The organism is Chryseobacterium sp. CBSDS_008 (assembly GCF_049959325.1).
Classification (GTDB): Bacteria; Bacteroidota; Bacteroidia; order Flavobacteriales; family Weeksellaceae; genus Chryseobacterium.
In genome coordinates this window covers 99,397-116,485 of record NZ_CP188202.1, presented here as the reverse complement: position 1 = coordinate 116,485, position 17,089 = coordinate 99,397, and the positions used below count along the sequence as shown (strand labels likewise).

Annotated in this window: 16 protein-coding genes; 8 read left to right on the top strand and 8 right to left on the bottom strand. The window is 37.4% G+C overall.

Annotated features, from left to right (window positions below; translation table 11 throughout):
- Positions 1 to 150 precede the first annotated feature (150 nt).
- The 8 genes from argH to ACP3T3_RS00435 all read right to left on the bottom strand — a co-directional run bounded on the left by argH (position 151) and on the right by ACP3T3_RS00435 (position 9,060).
- Positions 151 to 1,455 (bottom strand): argininosuccinate lyase, encoded by a 1,305-nt coding sequence (argH, locus tag ACP3T3_RS00470; protein WP_426477997.1) that lies wholly within the window; start codon positions 1,453 to 1,455, stop codon positions 151 to 153.
- Positions 1,456 to 1,799: 344 nt separating this feature from the next.
- Entirely contained in the window at positions 1,800 to 2,882 is a 1,083-nt protein-coding gene (locus ACP3T3_RS00465; RefSeq protein WP_426477996.1) for a M20 family metallo-hydrolase, read from the bottom strand.
- Positions 2,857 to 3,651: an acetylglutamate kinase gene (argB, locus tag ACP3T3_RS00460; RefSeq protein WP_426477995.1), complete on the bottom strand. Its 795-nt coding sequence runs from the start codon at positions 3,649 to 3,651 to the stop codon at positions 2,857 to 2,859. Before argB ends, ACP3T3_RS00465 begins: the two co-directional genes overlap by 26 nt.
- Before the next feature lie 50 nt (positions 3,652 to 3,701).
- The gene (locus ACP3T3_RS00455) at positions 3,702 to 4,661 is read right to left on the bottom strand and encodes an N-acetylornithine carbamoyltransferase (RefSeq protein WP_426477994.1); all 960 of its coding nucleotides are present in this window, start codon (positions 4,659 to 4,661) and stop codon (positions 3,702 to 3,704) included.
- A gap of 239 nt (positions 4,662 to 4,900) precedes the next feature.
- Positions 4,901 to 6,040 (bottom strand): aspartate aminotransferase family protein, encoded by a 1,140-nt coding sequence (locus ACP3T3_RS00450; protein WP_426477993.1) that lies wholly within the window; start codon positions 6,038 to 6,040, stop codon positions 4,901 to 4,903.
- 237 nt (positions 6,041 to 6,277) lie between these two features.
- Entirely contained in the window at positions 6,278 to 7,243 is a 966-nt protein-coding gene (gene argC, locus ACP3T3_RS00445) for an N-acetyl-gamma-glutamyl-phosphate reductase (protein WP_426477992.1), read from the bottom strand.
- Between the two features lie 52 nt (positions 7,244 to 7,295).
- Entirely contained in the window at positions 7,296 to 8,492 is a 1,197-nt protein-coding gene (locus ACP3T3_RS00440; protein WP_426477991.1) for an argininosuccinate synthase, read from the bottom strand.
- Positions 8,464 to 9,060 (bottom strand): GNAT family N-acetyltransferase, encoded by a 597-nt coding sequence (locus ACP3T3_RS00435; protein WP_426477990.1) that lies wholly within the window; start codon positions 9,058 to 9,060, stop codon positions 8,464 to 8,466. Before ACP3T3_RS00435 ends, ACP3T3_RS00440 begins: the two co-directional genes overlap by 29 nt.
- Before the next feature lie 160 nt (positions 9,061 to 9,220).
- Here ACP3T3_RS00435 and ACP3T3_RS00430 point away from each other — a divergent pair, with 160 nt between their 5' ends.
- The 8 genes from ACP3T3_RS00430 to ACP3T3_RS00395 all read left to right on the top strand — a co-directional run bounded on the left by ACP3T3_RS00430 (position 9,221) and on the right by ACP3T3_RS00395 (position 17,077).
- On the top strand, positions 9,221 to 9,637 hold the full coding sequence (locus ACP3T3_RS00430) for an IS1/IS1595 family N-terminal zinc-binding domain-containing protein (protein ID WP_426477989.1): 417 nt from the start codon (positions 9,221 to 9,223) through the stop codon (positions 9,635 to 9,637).
- 233 nt (positions 9,638 to 9,870) lie between these two features.
- Positions 9,871 to 11,250: a porin gene (locus tag ACP3T3_RS00425; RefSeq protein ID WP_426477988.1), complete on the top strand. Its 1,380-nt coding sequence runs from the start codon at positions 9,871 to 9,873 to the stop codon at positions 11,248 to 11,250.
- A gap of 190 nt (positions 11,251 to 11,440) precedes the next feature.
- On the top strand, positions 11,441 to 13,021 hold the full coding sequence (locus ACP3T3_RS00420; protein WP_426477987.1) for an MFS transporter: 1,581 nt from the start codon (positions 11,441 to 11,443) through the stop codon (positions 13,019 to 13,021).
- 43 nt (positions 13,022 to 13,064) lie between these two features.
- Complete coding sequence (locus ACP3T3_RS00415) at positions 13,065 to 13,292, top strand: DUF6814 family protein (protein ID WP_149834959.1); 228 nt, start codon at positions 13,065 to 13,067, stop codon at positions 13,290 to 13,292.
- A 65-nt stretch (positions 13,293 to 13,357) separates the two neighbouring features.
- Positions 13,358 to 13,816, top strand: a complete 459-nt coding sequence (locus tag ACP3T3_RS00410) for a GNAT family N-acetyltransferase (RefSeq protein ID WP_426477986.1) — start codon at positions 13,358 to 13,360, stop codon at positions 13,814 to 13,816.
- A gap of 2 nt (positions 13,817 to 13,818) precedes the next feature.
- On the top strand, positions 13,819 to 14,013 hold the full coding sequence (locus tag ACP3T3_RS00405; RefSeq protein ID WP_426477985.1) for a hypothetical protein: 195 nt from the start codon (positions 13,819 to 13,821) through the stop codon (positions 14,011 to 14,013).
- Complete coding sequence (locus ACP3T3_RS00400) at positions 14,006 to 16,708, top strand: ATP-binding protein (RefSeq protein WP_426480008.1); 2,703 nt, start codon at positions 14,006 to 14,008, stop codon at positions 16,706 to 16,708. The genes ACP3T3_RS00405 and ACP3T3_RS00400 overlap by 8 nt, the downstream gene beginning before the upstream one ends.
- A 9-nt stretch (positions 16,709 to 16,717) precedes the next feature.
- Positions 16,718 to 17,077: a response regulator transcription factor gene (locus ACP3T3_RS00395; RefSeq protein ID WP_426477984.1), complete on the top strand. Its 360-nt coding sequence runs from the start codon at positions 16,718 to 16,720 to the stop codon at positions 17,075 to 17,077.
- Positions 17,078 to 17,089: the final 12 nt, after the last annotated feature.

Sequence of the window (17,089 nt, the reverse complement as noted above, 5' to 3'; positions counted from 1 at the left end):
AAAGAGCGGAATTACAATCCAGCCATTAAGATCACTTACGCAGTAAGATTTATTAAAGATTAAGGTTCACAACGAAAAAGACAGCAGGCTAAAATAATTTTTAGAATTCTACTGATAATGCCTACGTTTATGACCCTAATGGCTTAGATTCTAACCCAATAATTTATTTTTCAGTTTATTGAACTGATATTCTATTTTATCCAGACAAAGATTTCCGATACTTCCCTGGTGGGTATGTTCAAGAGTTCCCTGTTCAAATTCAAATTGATTATTTTCAATCTCCTGCCCTACTTTTATATAAGCGTCACGGAACGAGCTTCCGTTTTTCACTTCTTCATTGATCTTTTCTACGCTGAACAGATATTTATATTTTTCATCTTCCAGAATGCCGTCTTTTACCTGAATATTGGGTAAAGTATAGCTTACAATTTCCAGACATTCTTTTAGAGAATCTATTGTAGGGAAAAGTATTTCCTTGGTCAACTGTACATCCCGGTGGTACCCCGAAGGCAGATTGTTTGTCAGAAGAATCAGTTCGTTTGGAAGTGACTGGATTCTGTTGCATCGTGCACGAACCAGCTCAAAGATATCCGGGTTCTTTTTATGAGGCATGATACTGCTTCCTGTAGTAAATTCCTTTGGAAAGCTGATAAAGTCAAAATTCTGACTCAGATATAAGCAAACATCATAAGCAAACTTTCCAAGTGTTCCAGCTAAAGTAGCCATTGCCATTGATAACATTTTCTCCGACTTGCCACGGGTCATCTGAGCATATACCGAATTATAATTCATCGACTGGAAGCCCAGGTTATACGTGGTACTTTCACGATTGATCGGAAACGAAGAACCATAACCAGCTGCAGATCCCAGTGGGTTTTTATTAATGATATTCTTTACAGAAAACAACATTTCTACATCATCCAAAAGCGCCTCTGCATACGCTCCGAACCATAATCCGAATGATGAAGGCATAGCAACCTGCAAATGGGTATACCCCGGAAGCAGCACGTTTTTATGCTGATCGGCCAGTTGAATTAAAATCTGGAAAAACTTGTCTGTAAGGACTGTTATTTCACGGATCTCATCCAGTAAGTACAATTTAATATCCAGTAAAACCTGATCATTTCTAGATCTTGCTGTATGGATTTTCTTTCCTGTATCGCCTAATTCTTCAATGAGAATGGCTTCTACCTGAGAATGGATATCCTCAGCATCTTTATCAATTTCAAAACTGCCGTCTTCAATTTTATTTAAAATACTGTTTAAAACAGATAACATCTGCTCTGATTCTTCCTGAGTGATAATCCCGGTTTCTGCCAGCATTTTACAATGCGCCATAGAACCTTTCACGTCATATTTGGCTAAACGCTCGTCAAAGTCAAGATCTTTCCCGACTGTGAAATTATTGACTAATATATTGGTGGCAAGGTTATCCTTCTGCCATATTTTTTTCATATATAATTGTTTATTTTTTTTAAATCATATGCAATCACCACTTCTATCTGTTCTATTACCAGAAAAATTCGTTGGTAGTGATTCATGATAAATGATTTAAAATATTTGTTGATTTTGACATGCCCGGCAAGGCAATCCTTATTACTATTAACTATAAAAAAACATTTCCTTATGTAAAGCTTTCATTTCTAATTTTCTTTTTTGCATAAATCTTATTAAAAACTAAACTTCAATGCCTGCCGGGCGGAGTCAAAACATATATTGAGCTGGAAGCCTGAAGCTGGGGGCTGGAAGTTAATAACGTACTGTAATAACTTCCCTCTTCCTGCTTCCCTCTTCCATTTTTATAACACTTTTTCTAAAATGCTGATGTAGATTTCTATACCCTCTTCTATTTCCTGGATATAGATAAATTCATCTGCGGTGTGGGAGCGCCTACTGTCTCCAGGTCCCAGTTTTACTGATGTACATGGAATAATCGCCTGATCTGAAGAGGTAGGTGAACCGTAGGTTGTCCTTCCGATCTCAATTCCCGCTTTTACAAACGGGTGATCCATTTCGATTTTTGAAGAATTCAGCCTGAATGATCTCGCCGTTAAAGTAGATTTCATCTGAGACTGAATGATTTCAAATGCCTCCTGATTGGAATATTCGTCTGTCACCCTCACATCCAGCGTAAAATTGCACGATTCCGGAACAACATTATGCTGTACGCCTGCATGAATTCCTGATAAAGTAACTTTAACTTCTCCCAGATATTCTGAAACTTTTGGAAATTTAAAGTCTAAAATATGCTGCAGATCCTGCATACATTTTATAATCGAGTTATCATCATTAGGATGAGCGGCATGAGAAGGAGTCCCTTTCATTTCTCCATCAATCACCAGAAGTCCTTTTTCTGCAATCGCCAGATTCATCTGCGTGGGTTCTCCTACAATGGCAAGTTCTACGTTGGGTAGCTGCGGAAACAGTGCTTCAATTCCATCAAATCCTGAGATCTCCTCCTCTGCCGTCAAAGCAATAACTAAATTATATTTTAAATCTTCTTTATCATAAAAATGTAAAAAAACCTGTGCCATAGAAACCAAAGAAGCTCCGGCGTCATTGCTTCCCAACCCAAACAGCTTACCCTCTTTTTCAATAGGAATAAACGGATCCAGCGTGTAAGCTTTATTGGGTTTTACCGTATCATGATGGGTATTCAGCAAAACGGAAGGTTTAAAAACATCAAAATGTTTATTCACCGCCCAGATATTGTTTTTAAAACGTTTGGTAGGAATCTGGTGTTTTTTGAAAAAATTCTCAATTTCTACCGATGTATTAAATTCATCTTTGCTGAATGAAGGAATCCCAATCAAATTTTTAAGCAATCCGACCGCATTATTCAATAGCTCTTCTTTATTATAAACAGATTTCAGTTCCTGCATGATGATTTTCTATATGGTTTTTCAATTCTGTTTCTTTGATCAGAAACACCTTATCTACATTATTTTTTATGGCTCCGAGAGCATTTTCAAGTTTGGGTAAAATCCCTTTGTGAAGCTTTCCTTCTTCTTTTAATAGGGTAAAATCTTCTTCAGTAACACTTTTGATCACTGATTCAGGATCGTTCACATCTTCTAAAACGCCTTCTTTATCAAAACAGTACAGCAATTCAACTTCATATTTTTCTGAAAGAGCCTGCGCCATTACAGATGCAATGGTATCTGCATTGGTATTGAAAAGATTTCCTTTTCTATCATGGGTAATCGCTGAAAACACCGGAACAAGATCCAGCTTGATCAGTTTTGAAACCAGCTTCCTGTTCACACTTTTCTTATTGATATCTCCAACAAATCCAAAGTCTATCTCAGGATGTACTCTTTTTTTGGCTTTGATTAAGTTTCCATCAGCCCCGGAAAACCCTATGGCATTGCATTTTTTATGCTGCAGCTTTTCGACAATATTTTTATTGATTCCTCCCGCATACACCATCGTTACAATATCCAGCGTTTCTTTATCCGTAATCCTTCTTCCGTTGATCATTTTCTGTTCGATGCCCAGTTTATCAGCCAATGTTGTCGCCAGTTTTCCACCGCCATGAACAAGGATCTTTTTTTCCTTAATTTCAGAAAACTGTTCTAAGAACCGGGTTAATAATTCCTCATCATCAATTAAAGCTCCGCCAATTTTTATGATGTATAACTTTTTTTTCATTGTCAACTTTTTTTCATCCTTGTCAAGGTTTTAAACCTTGACAAGGATCATTATTTGGCTTCTAATTCATCTAAAATTTCACTGAACACAGCCTGTGCAGAGAAAATACGGTTTTTAGCCTGTTGGTAGATGATGGAATGGTCTCCATCCATTACCTCGTCACTCAACTCCACATTACGGCGAACCGGAAGACAATGCATTACTTTCGCATTATTGGTATTGGCTAATTTCTCGTTGGTAAGCATCCAGTTACCTTTTACTTCAGGCATTGCTGCATAATCATCAAAAGAAGACCAGTTTTTCACATAAATAAAATCTGCATCTTTTAAAGCTTCATCCTGATCATGGATTACTGTGACATCTTTTGTAAAGTTTTTATCCAGATCATATCCTTCAGGGTTTGCAATCACCAACTCCACATCCATTTCCTGCATCCATTCTGCGAAAGAGTTTCCGACCGCATGAGCAATAGGTTTGATGTGCGGCGCCCAGGTCAATACCACTTTTGGTTTGTGCTCTTTTTTCCAGTTTTCTGTAATGGTAATACAGTCTGCCAGACTTTGCAACGGATGACGGGTTGCACTTTCCAGTGAAATAACAGGAACTTTTGCATGTTTTTCAAACTGGCTTAAGATACTTTCATTTACATCGTCTTCTTTGCTTTTCATTCCTGCAAAACAACGTACCGCGATGATATCGCAATATTGGTTTAAAACTTCGATTGCATCTTTGATATGTTCCACAGTATCACCGTTCATGACAGCTCCGTCAGCAAATTCAAGATTCCAGGCTTCCTGGGCAGCATTTAAAGTCAAAACATTCAAACCTAGATTTTGTGCTGCAATCTGACTGCTCAGACGGGTTCTCAGACTTGAATTTAAAAATACAAGTCCGATTGTTTTTCCCTTTCCTTTTTCTGTTTCAGTAAGGGGGTCTGCTTTTATCTGTAAAGCTTTTTTTATGATGTCCTGTAAGTTTTCTACATCACTTACAGAGGTAAATTTTTTCATTTCGAATTAATTTTAAAGATTTTGTTTACACATTGATTATTGATCTAACCACAAAAGGCACAAAAGTTTTTATTAAAACACTCTAGAATATTAAGTTTTAAAAGCTTATTATTAAAAAAACATATAAGTTCACATAAGAAGAAAATCAAAGATTTTCGAAAACTTAAGTGCACTTCTTAAGCCTTTAATCTTTTCTTAAAATCACTTAAGTGTTTAAATTCTTTTGTGACTTTTGTGGTTTAAATTTTTCCAAGCACTGCTTTCAAAGCATTGATGAAAAGATCTGTTTCCTCTTTTTTGATATTCAGTGCCGGAAGAATCCTCAACACTGTTGTATCATTCGAGTTTCCAGTGAAAATATGATGATCAAACAATAAGCTTTTCCTTATTTCTGAACAGTCTCTGTCGAGTTCTATTCCGATCATCAATCCTTTCCTTCGGATGGATTTAATATGTGGTAAATCTTTAATTTCACTTTCAATATATTCGCCCATCTGTTGAGCATTTTCGATAAGATTTTCATCTTTCATGACATCCAGCACTGCAATGGAAGCCGCACAGGCAAGATGACTTCCCCCGAATGTAGTTCCCAGCAAACCGTTGCTTACCTGGAATTTAGGATGGATCAAAACTCCACCCACAGGAAATCCGTTCCCCATTCCTTTGGCCGTAGTGATGATATCTGCTTCTACACCAAATTCCTGATGGGCAAAGAAATATCCGCTTCTTCCATATCCGGACTGCACTTCATCCAAAATAAGAACAGCGTCATATTTTTCGCATAGTTCTTTAATTTTAGACAAAAACTCCGGTGTAGGAATCATAATTCCGCCTACGCCCTGAATTCCTTCAATAATCACAGAAGAAATTTCATTTCCGTGGAGTTCAAAAGTTTCTTCAAGCTGTTGTACATCATTCCATTCTGATTTGACAAATCTTTCGGAAAAGTTAACCGGAGCCACAATTTTAGGATTATCAGTCACCGAAACCGCTGCAGAAGTTCTGCCGTGGAATGAACCTGAAAAATAAAGCACTTTGCTTTTTCCATTATGAAAAGAAGCCAGCTTCAATGCATTTTCATTCGCTTCAGCTCCCGAATTACATAAGAAAAGGTTATAATCTTCATATCCTGAAAGTTTCCCTAATTTTTCAGCTAATTCTGTCTGCAATTCATTCTGAACGGAATTGGAATAGAAAGAAATTTTTTCCAGCTGATCCTTTAATTTGTTTTGATAATAAGGATGGTTATGCCCAATGGAAATGACAGCATGACCTCCGTAAAAATCAAGATATTGTTCTCCTTTATCATCCCAAAGGAAAGATCCCTGAGCTTTTACCGGATTGATGTTGAATAATGGATATACGTTGAATAAATTCATTTTTTTGTTTTTTATTTTTCTTTTGTCTTGAAACAAAAGAAACAAAAGTTCAAGACCTGGAAACTTCCGCTAAAAATTAGTTCTATTCTCTAAAAATTCTAAAACTTGTGCGAAATCCAAATGGGTTCTTCGGTTCTGTTTTTTTCTCGCACTTCGAACAGTAGAATTTTCTTAACGATTCATTTTCCTAAGTCAGATTTACTTTTTATTTAAAATTTTCAATTATTTATTGTCAATTTAAAAGGCTATTGGTTTCAGGTTAAGTCCTGCATTTTCTTCCCAGCTCATGGCCAGATTCATATTTTGAACTGCCTGTCCCGAAGCACCTTTTAACAAATTGTCAATCGCTGAGTGAATAACGACAACATTTCCACTCTTTTCGATCTGAATCACACAGCGATTGGTATTGACAACCTGCTTTAAATCAACTGCCTTCCTACTTACCGTAACGAAAGGCTCCTCTGCATAAAAATCCTGATACCATTGTTCTATCTCATCCAGATTCAAGTCCGTCTTCATGGTGGAACTTGTAAAAATTCCTCTTGCAAAATCTCCTCTCCATGGAACAAAATTCAGGTTTACTTCTTTATTATTGAATGAAACCAGCTGCTGCAAAATCTCATCTACATGCTGATGAGTTAATGTTTTATAGGCTGATACATTATCATTTCTCCAGGTAAAATGAGTGGTAGCCTGCAAAGATTGTCCGGCTCCTGTAGAACCTGTAATCCCTGTAGTAAAAACTTCACTTAACACTCCCTTTTCTGCCAATGGCAATAAGGCCAGTTGAATAGCTGTTGCAAAACACCCCGGGTTCGCAATGCTTTTTGCACCTGCCAGTTCTTTTTTATTGATTTCCGGTAACCCGTAGATAAAATCCCTGTTTCCGAAATTCCCTTCCAAACGGAAATCGTTTCCGAGATCAATCACCAGCGTTTCATCTTTAACAGGATTCTGAGTTAACCAGTTTTGACTTTCCTTATGCGGAAGACACAGAAAAAGAATATCTACGTCTTCAGGTTGATCCGTCAAAACCATTTCACAAACCGTCGTTAAATCCGGGTACAGGTCCGAAATTTCTGTTCCCGAATTCGAGCGGCTATATAAAAAACTCAATGTCACATGGGGATGAAAAGCCAGTAAGCGTATCAGCTCACTTCCTGTATAACCATTGGCACCAATTATTCCTACTGTTTTCTTCATTTTGATTCTGACAGAATTTTGTTCTGCCTTCCATTAAATCGTCCCTTCGGAACTAGTTGATATTCTGGTTAATCTGGTGGTATATGTTTAAAGAATTGCTTACAATCTTTGTATATCCTTTTACATCATCGCCTGTCCATGCTCTGTTGGCTTCTCCATAACTTCCGAATTTATCGGACATCAGGTCATGATCGGATTCAATTCCATTCAAAATAAATCTGTACGGGTGAAGGGTTACAAATACTTTTCCGCTTACTGTTTTTTGAGAATCTGTCAGGAAAGATTCAATATTTCTCATCACAGGATCTAAGAAAAGTGCTTCATGAAGCCAGTTTCCATACCAATCGGATAGCTGGGACTTCATCATTTGCTGATATTTTGAAAGGGTATGCTTTTCTAATAAATGATGGGCTTTGATGATTACCGATGCTGCAGCGGCTTCAAATCCTACTCTACCTTTAATCCCAACAATGGTATCTCCTACGTGAATATCACGACCGATTCCATATGCTGAAGCCAATGTTTCTATTTTTTGGATAGCATATACTGAATGTTCAAAGCTTTCTCCATTTACCGCTATTACTTCTCCGTTTTTAAACCCGATCTCCAGTTCTGAAGGCTGGGTTTCTTTGATTTGAGACGGAAAAGCTTCTTCCGGAAGATAATTTCTTGAAGTTAAAGTTTCTTTTCCTCCTACTGAAGTTCCCCAAAGTCCTTTATTCACGGAATATTGCGCTTTTTGGAATTCCATTTCATAACCATGTTCTTTTAAAAACTCAATTTCCTCTTCACGGGATAAAGCCATATCGCGAATGGGCGTAATGATTTCAATATTCGGACACATCACCTGGAAAATCAAATCAAAGCGAACCTGATCGTTTCCAGCTCCTGTGCTTCCGTGAGCAATAGCATCTGCTTTTACTTCAATCGCATATTTTGCAATTTCCTGTGCCTGAATAGTACGTTCAGCACTTACAGAAAGAGGATAGGTATTATTTTTCAATACATTCCCGAAAATCAAATACTTTACACATGAATTATAGTAATCTTCCTGAGCGTCTACACACCTGTATTCTTTTACCCCAAGGGTTAAAGCTTTTCTTTCCAGTTCTTTTTCCTCTTCTTTTGAAAAACCTCCGGTGTTTACAGTAACTGCATACACATCATACCCTAGTGTTTCACTAAGATATTTGGCACAGTAGGAAGTATCTAAACCTCCACTAAACGCTAAGATGACCTTTTTCTTCATAACTTTCATTTTCGGGCTTATTGTTACCAGCCTCATTTTCTCTTATATTATCCGGAACGAACAACATGGCTGTACACAGACAGTTTTTACGTTCCTTCATCATTAAAATCTCATAGTTCACACAGTTCTTGCATCCGTTCCAGAATTCTTCATCCTGAGTCAGTTCAGAATAAATGACCGGTTTATAGCCTAAATCACTGTTGATTTTCATCACGGCCAAGCCTGTGGTTAATCCAAATATTTTTGCATCCGGATATTTATCTCTAGATAGCTGGAAAACCTTCTGCTTAATCTGAGTTGCTACTCCCCCGTTCCTGAATTTCGGTGACACAATCAGTCCCGAATTGGCCACAAACTTACCGTGCGACCAGGTCTCTATATAACAGAAACCTACCCACTCACCGTTTTCAGTGGCTACCACAGCATTGCCTTCTGAAATCTTCTTACTTAAATATTCTATAGAACGTTTTGCGATGCCCGTTCCTCTACGCTGTGCAGAATCATACATTTCCTGCTGTATTTCACTCACATACATTAGATGTTCGCATGAGGAAATTTCTATTTCCATTTATTTATCTAAATTTATCGGCAAATTTAAAATATAATTTCTTTTAAATCCAAATAAAAAAGATATTTTTTTTGTTTTAAAATTTTAAACAGGTAAATTTATCTTTATTGAAAATAATATTTTTGCTAATTTATTATATATTTGCTAAAATAATATAGTCATGGAAAATACCTGTCCTAAATGCAACAGTATCAAAGTAGTAAAAAGCGGCATCATCAATGAGAAACAGCGCTTCCACTGCAAAGACTGCAAGTATTATTTTACCGTTAAAAAACTGGGGAAACAGATTGATGACTACTATGTCACCAAGGCACTTCAGCTTTACCTGGAAGGCTTAAGCTACCGTGAAATTGAAAGAATTATCGGCGTTTCACATGTTACCATAAGTTCATGGATTAAAAAATACAATATTACCAGACCTCCTCATTCTGAATTTCACCCTGTTTATAAAATATTGAAACAAAATGAATTGATTGATTACATTGCGCAGGAAGAAAATATTAAAAATTCAGGGATTATCATTACTCAGTTTGCGGATAAGTATATGCTGATCAAATGGGAACGATTTAAGAAATAAGTAAGGAAAATGGGGGTAGTAGACTAATAGATAATAGACTAATAGATAATAGACTGATAGATAATAGACTGATAGATAATGGGCTGATAGATAATGGACTGATAGATAACAGATTTTACATTTCATTCAAATACTAACTATATCATTACCATTAATATATATTAAATTTTCGTAAATAAATTATTAATTACAATTTGGCATTCACAAAAAACAACGCCAAAAATTGATAATTTATGAAGAAATTACTTGTATTTATTGGAGTAGCCTTAATCAGCAGTTCTATATACTCCCAAGGGTCTCCTGATTACGGCAATGGCTTAAAACTCAACCTCAACCCCGATGGTGATAAATTCGTCCGTTTCATTTTATGGGACCAGCTTTGGCTGAGAAACACCTCTATGAATCCCGGAAGTATGGTAGGTGGCGAGCCTACAGATAACTCCTGGAGCATAGGAAACAGACGATTACGTGCTTTAGCCTATGCACAGGTCTCTAAAAGATATATGATTCTCCTCCATTTCGGAATCAACAATCAGACTTTCATCAATGGAGGGGCCACAGGTACTTCCGGCACAGGAGGTTACGGAAACGGAAAGAAAACCCAGTTATTTTTTCATGATGCCTGGAATGAATATGCAGTTATTTTACCTGGAGAAGCAGGAAAATTCAGTTTATCTTTAGGAGCAGGCCTTCATTACTATATGGGACTTTCCCGTATGACGATGGCTTCTACGCTTAATTTCCTAACTTTAGATTCTCCTGTTTTCTCATGGCCGTTGATTGACAATTCTGACCAGTTTGCAAGACAGCTGGGAATGTTTGCAAAAGGGAAATATGGTAAACTGGAATATCGTTTCAGCTTAAATAAACCTTTCGCAACAGATATTATTCCTGTGAACGTAACAGATCCTTCGAAAGCTGCAGCTGTAGACAATAATGGTAATCCAAGTTTCTCAAAAGCAGGATATATGGAATATCAGTTTCTTGATGAGGAATCAAATACGCTTCCCTACAAAGTGGGATCTTACCTGGGAACAAAAAAAGTATTTAATGTGGGAGCCGGTTTCTATCATCAGGCAGACGGAACAAGAACTTCTGTGAACTCCAATATTGAAAAGCATGATATTACTCTTTTTGCCGTAGATGCTTTTGCAGATATTCCTTTGGGAGAAGCAAAAAACAAAATGGCCGTTTCAGCATATGCAGGATATTACAACTACAATTTCGGACCGAACTATGTAAGAAATCTGGGAACGATGAATATTGCAGCTTCAGACCCTAATTTCACTGGCAATAAAGCCATCGCAGGACCAGGAAATCTGCAGCCAACTATCGGGACAGGTAATATTATCTACGCACAGGCTGGTTTATTATTACCGAGCCAGGCAGAAAAACCAAAAATCAGAATACAGCCTTTTGCAGCCTATACTCACAAAAACTTTGAAGCTTTTGACAAATCTTCATCACAGTTTGATGTGGGAGCCAATTGGTTCATAGACGGTCATCATGCGAAAATTACGACACAATATTCAACAAGACCTGTTTACACCAATCCTACAGAAAGTCCATCTTCTAAAGGGGAATTTATTGTACAGTTTCAGATCTACTTGTAAAATTTGAACTATTAAGAAAAGTAAAGAAATTAAGATAAGTTAAGTTCCATCAAGGATGGGTAGGAAGAATACCGCTGCATAAAATAGTTTAGCTATAATCTTAAATTATTCTTATCAACTTAAAAGCTCTTAATGGTTTAAAACAATTTCAAACTAAATCCTAATCCAATAACATCAAAAACTAATCTATATGAGCGAAAATCATCACGAAAGCTACGAAAATATGACCGACAGGCAGAAAAACCGCACTATCTGGAGCGTGATCACTGCTTCATCCCTCGGAACATTGATAGAATGGTATGACTTCTATATTTTCGGAAGTTTAGCCGTCGTTTTAGCGACCAAATTTTTTCCTGCAGACAACCCTACAGCGGCATTTTTATCCACGCTGGCCACTTTTGCCGCCGGATTTGTTGTAAGACCTTTCGGAGCTTTATTTTTCGGAAGACTCGGAGATCTTATCGGAAGAAAATACACTTTCCTTGTCACCTTACTGATCATGGGATTTTCCACGTTCCTGATCGGATGTATTCCAAGTTATAAAACCATTGGATTTCTGGCGCCGGTCTTAGTTTTAATTTTAAGATTACTCCAGGGCCTTGCTCTTGGAGGTGAATACGGAGGAGCTGCCACTTATGTTGCAGAATACGCCCAGCCTCATCGCCGCGGATACTGGACTTCATGGATCCAGACTACCGCAACAGCCGGCCTGTTTATTTCATTAATCGTTATTTTAATTACCAAGACAACGCTTTCTGCGGAAGAATTTGACAATTGGGGATGGAGAGTTCCCTTCTGGATTTCTATCCTGATGGTGGCTGTATCTTACATTATCAGAAAGAACATGAAGGAGTCTCCGCTTTTTGCTAAGGCTAAAAGTGAGGGGAAAACTTCTAAAAATCCTTTAAAAGAAAGCTTCGGGAATAAATACAACTTCAAGTTTGTATTATTGGCTTTATTTGGGGCTGCAATGGGCCAAGGGGTAATCTGGTATACAGGACAATTCTACGCCATGAGCTTCCTTCAAAAAGTAATGAATGTAGAGTCTGCACAGGTAGATTCACTGATGGCTACCGCTTTATTTTTAGGAACGCCTTTCTTTGTGTTTTTCGGATGGCTGTCAGATAAAATCGGCCGAAAAGCAGTGATGATGACGGGAATGCTGGTTGCTATTTTAGCTTACAGACCTATTTACGACAGCATGTTCAAGAGTGTAAACCTTGAAAATAAAACTGTTGCTGCTAATGGAATTACAGAAAAAAGAACGGCGAAAATACATAGTGATATTGCGACAGACAGCCTGGTTACTTTTCATAAAGAAACCCTTTATACAGATGGAACTTTAATCAAAAAAGACAGTATTGTTCACTGGTCGCCTGCCGGAGTTGTCATGAAAGACGGTAAAGCTGAAGAAGCCAAAGTTTCTCAAAGCTTAAAGTTAAGTGATAACACCAAGTGGTATCTCGTGTTCCTCGTATTCATCCAGGTGATCTTTGTAACGATGGTATACGGACCAATTGCAGCTTTTCTTGTTGAAATGTTCCCTGTGAGAATTCGTTATACTTCAATGTCATTGCCTTATCACATCGGAAACGGGGTATTCGGAGGACTTCTTCCGGCAGTAGCAACTTACCTGGTAACTACCGGAAAAGAAGCGGGACACGCGACATGGTATCTGGAAGGACTCTGGTATCCGATTGGAGTTGCCACAGTATGTTTGCTCATCGGATTATTTTATCTTAAAAATAAGAACAATAATCTTCACGATTAGGCACTGAATCACTCAAATTTTTATTAATTTTAAAACTACTAAAATGAACGGACTAAAAAAAATATTAGGCATTCTCTGGATCGCTATCGCGGTGGTTGTAGGCTATTTCGGAATTACGGTATTGGGAATCCCAAAAATAGCATCCGGAAAACAGGAAGATCTGGTTTTTGGGATCATTATTCTTTTTGTATTGATGCCGATTATCTCAGGCGGAATGGCTATTTTCGGTTATTATGCCTTAAAAGGAGAATATTCTGACGATAAAATTTAAAAACAATAAAATAGATAATTGATGGATGCTGCATTCATCAATTATCTGTTATCAATTATAAAAAAATGGATATTACAATTAAAGCAATTTCTCGTCCCTCAGAAGATAAAAGAGTTATTGATCTGATTCATAGATTAAATACTTCTCTTATTACAATCTCCGGTGAGAGCGGAATCAAAAGTGCAGATCTTGATGACTTTACCCAGGAGAAAGCTTTGTTTCTAATTGCTGTAAGTGATGAAAAAGCCATAGCCTGTGGAGGCTTTCGTCCCCTTTCACCAGAAATATGTGAAGTTAAGCGAATGTTCTCCCTGGAAAAAAACAGAGGGCTGGGTGGAAAGATTCTCTCAGCATTAGAAATAGCCGCAAAACAATTTGACTATAAATACATCTATCTGGAAACCCGTAAAAAAAATGAGAGCGCCGTGAGATTTTATCTGAAAAACGAATATAAGGTCATTGAAAATTATGGAATTTACATCGGACGTGAAGAAGCTATATGCTTCCGTAAGGAAATAAAATAGTTATGAAAAAAAGGCATGAACAAAAACTTATCATACTGAGTGTAGGCCTCATGATTGCTTTCAGTATTCCTATTTCATTGCTTTTTAACAGTGAAAGAGAGGTTTCCGGCTATCCCATGATCCTGATCTACCTGTTTGTGGTCTGGATGATCTCCATTGTTATTTCTTTTGTAATTGTAAAAAGGTATGATGAGTAGTTTCGCTTTATTTTTTGTCGTTCTGCTTTACCTGGCCCTTCTTTTCTTAGTTGCTCATCTGGCAGAGAAGAAAAGGAGCAAACTCTGGATCAACAACCCATACATCTATGCCTTATCTCTTGCAGTATATTGTACTGCCTGGACGTATTACGGAAGTATTGGTGTTGCAGCGACAAGCGGATTAAATTATCTTCCGATTTACATTGGCCCTATTATGATTATCCCGGCATGGATCTACATCAACACCCGGATTGTAAGGATTTCAAGGGTCAATAAAATAAGCAGCCTGGCTGATTTCATTTCATTGAGATATGGTAACAGCAGGAGTCTGAGCGCCATTATCACGGTAGTCTGCCTCCTGGCAATAGTTCCTTATATTGGCTTGCAGATCAAAGCCATTTCAGAAACCTTCCATCTGGTAACAGAAACTCCGATGTCTAAAGATATCCTCACTGATAATGCAACTTTTGTAGTGGTTTTAATTGCCCTTTTCTCATCCTATTATGGTACGCGGTATGTAGATGCTTCGGAAAAACGACTGGGAATTATCTCTGCCATTGCCCTGGAAAGCTTTTTAAAACTGTTTTTTATTATTATTCTCGGGCTTTTCGTAATTTATTATGCCTTTGATGGATTCTCAGATATTTATGAGAAAGCCAGCAAATTCGAAGATTTTAAAGAAAAAAATACCTTTAACGGAATTGAAGGTGCTATGAACTGGATGGTTCTGTGCATGATTTCCGCAACAGCAATATGCATTCTACCGAGGCAGTTTCACACCGCGATTGTTGAGAACAGGCAGGAAAAACACATTAGAACAGCCATCTGGTTTTTCCCGCTTTATCTTTTAATTTTCACTGTATTTATTTTCCCGATTGCCTGGGGAGGAAGACTGATTTTTGACGGACAGAAAGTAAATCCCGAGTTCTACTCTATTCTGATTCCACAACATTTTGACAATACCCTAATCACAGTACTGGTTTTTCTTGGAGGACTGAGCTCATGTATCTCCATGATTATTATTTCTGCTATTACTTTATCCATCATGCTTTCCAACAACCTTATCATTCCATATGGATTGCTTGGAAAATTAAAATCTGAAAGCGAAGAGAAAAATACAAGAAGTATTACCAATATCAGAAAATTCAGCATTTTTGCGCTGATCATCATGGCTTTTGCCTTCTATAAATATTTCATCCTGAAAACTTCACTGGATTCTGTAGGATTGATCTCATTTGTTGTCATTGCTCAACTGGCACCTGCATTCTTCGGGGCTTTATTCTGGAGAAGAGGAAGTTACAAAGGTGCTGTTACAGGACTTTTAGCCGGATTGGTGATCTGTTATTTTGGTTTAATTATTCCGCAGTATTATTTTTCATACAACCAGGAGTTTAAAGGTGTACTCAGAGATATGTATAATGCCTTTGGATTTTTTACCATTCCGTATCTGGGAAGAATTCCGCAGATTTTTTTCTGGTCGATGTTGATGAATACAAGCCTGTTTACCATTGTTTCCGTAAGTTCAAAAGGAAATTACCGTGAAAGAAACTTTGCTGAGCTGTATGTGGATATAGACAAGTATATTCAAAATCATGAAGATGCCTTCATCTGGCGCGGAACAGCTTATATTTCGGATATTCAGAACATTCTGGAACGTTTTTTAGGAAAAAATAAAACCGAACAAGCCTTAAGAATTTTTAATTTAAAATATAATATTGATTCAAAAACTGAAACTGCCGACTCAAGGTTTATCAAATTTTCAGAAAATCTTCTGGCAGGAAGAATTGGTACGGCTTCAGCAAAAATATTAATTGAAGGTGTCACCAAAGAAGATAAAATATCTTTAAAAGAGGTTTTGAATATCCTCGAAGAATCAAAGGAAAACATCAGCTTAAATAAAAAGCTTACCGAACAGTCTGAAGAACTCCAGAAACTTTCTGATGATCTGAGAACAGCCAATGAAAGTCTGATCATCAAAGACCGCCAAAAAGACGACTTCCTGGATTCCGTTGCCCATGAGCTGAGAACTCCAATCACTGCCATACGCTCTGCAGGAGAAATTTTAGCGGATGACGATGATATTCCTTTTGACATCAAACAGGAATTTTTAAACAACATCATCACAGAATCCGACAGATTAAGCGAAATCATCAACGATATTCTTTATCTGGACAAATTACAGCACGGTGAGATTTCTTTACACATTCAGGAAAACAATATTATTGAAACCTATAAAAAAGCATTAAACCCTCTCCTTCACCTGATACAGCAGAAAAATATCCATTTAAGTGAAGTTAATCTCCTGAATCAGTTTATATTTGAATATGATGAAGCGAGAATGATTCAGCTGTTTCAGAATATCTGGGGAAATGCCCTGAAATTTACGGAAGAACAGGGAACAATTCAAACCAAATTATTTGAAAAAGACAGGCAGTTAATCATCACCATTTTTAATACCGGAAAACATATTCCGGAAGAGGATCTGGAAATGATTTTTGACAAGTTTTATCAGTCGAAAAACCAAAATATTTTAAAGCCTACAGGAAGCGGACTGGGACTGGCTATTTCCAAAAAGATTGTACAGGCACACGGAGGAAGTATAAAAGCCGAAAACAGCGGACTGGGCGTAACTTTCACCATCAGCATTCCTGAAAAAACTAAAAAAGAGATTACAAATGAAGTTGAACCCCATTAAAACCTTCTTATGAAAAAGATAATCATTGCGGATGACGAGCACAAAATATTAATGTCACTGGAATACAGCTTTAAGAAAAACGGATACGATGTCTATATTGCCCGTGACGGAACGGAAGTCCTTGAATTTCTTAAAACAATGGTTCCGGATGTGATCCTTCTTGATATTATGATGCCTAATCTTGATGGATACAGCACGTTGGATATTATCAGGCAGGATGCAAAACTGAAGGATACCAAGGTCATCTTTCTGAGTGCCAAAAATAATCCCAGAGACATTGAAAAAGGATTGGAAATGGGCGCCGATGCATATGTTACAAAACCTTACTCGATCAAGAAACTGATGCAGCAGATTGATGAGATGTTCTAAGAGATTGCTTCG

Coding starts and splice junctions, on each gene's coding strand:
- argH (WP_426477997.1), bottom strand. CDS start 1,455: ATGAAAAAAATATGGCAGAAGGATAACCTTGCCACCAATATATTAGTC.
- ACP3T3_RS00465 (WP_426477996.1), bottom strand. CDS start 2,882: ATGCAGGAACTGAAATCTGTTTATAATAAAGAAGAGCTATTGAATAAT.
- argB (WP_426477995.1), bottom strand. CDS start 3,651: ATGAAAAAAAAGTTATACATCATAAAAATTGGCGGAGCTTTAATTGAT.
- ACP3T3_RS00455 (WP_426477994.1), bottom strand. CDS start 4,661: ATGAAAAAATTTACCTCTGTAAGTGATGTAGAAAACTTACAGGACATC.
- ACP3T3_RS00450 (WP_426477993.1), bottom strand. CDS start 6,040: ATGAATTTATTCAACGTATATCCATTATTCAACATCAATCCGGTAAAA.
- argC (WP_426477992.1), bottom strand. CDS start 7,243: ATGAAGAAAACAGTAGGAATAATTGGTGCCAATGGTTATACAGGAAGT.
- ACP3T3_RS00440 (WP_426477991.1), bottom strand. CDS start 8,492: ATGAAGAAAAAGGTCATCTTAGCGTTTAGTGGAGGTTTAGATACTTCC.
- ACP3T3_RS00435 (WP_426477990.1), bottom strand. CDS start 9,060: ATGGAAATAGAAATTTCCTCATGCGAACATCTAATGTATGTGAGTGAA.
- ACP3T3_RS00430 (WP_426477989.1), top strand. CDS start 9,221: ATGGAAAATACCTGTCCTAAATGCAACAGTATCAAAGTAGTAAAAAGC.
- ACP3T3_RS00425 (WP_426477988.1), top strand. CDS start 9,871: ATGAAGAAATTACTTGTATTTATTGGAGTAGCCTTAATCAGCAGTTCT.
- ACP3T3_RS00420 (WP_426477987.1), top strand. CDS start 11,441: ATGAGCGAAAATCATCACGAAAGCTACGAAAATATGACCGACAGGCAG.
- ACP3T3_RS00415 (WP_149834959.1), top strand. CDS start 13,065: ATGAACGGACTAAAAAAAATATTAGGCATTCTCTGGATCGCTATCGCG.
- ACP3T3_RS00410 (WP_426477986.1), top strand. CDS start 13,358: ATGGATATTACAATTAAAGCAATTTCTCGTCCCTCAGAAGATAAAAGA.
- ACP3T3_RS00405 (WP_426477985.1), top strand. CDS start 13,819: ATGAAAAAAAGGCATGAACAAAAACTTATCATACTGAGTGTAGGCCTC.
- ACP3T3_RS00400 (WP_426480008.1), top strand. CDS start 14,006: ATGAGTAGTTTCGCTTTATTTTTTGTCGTTCTGCTTTACCTGGCCCTT.
- ACP3T3_RS00395 (WP_426477984.1), top strand. CDS start 16,718: ATGAAAAAGATAATCATTGCGGATGACGAGCACAAAATATTAATGTCA.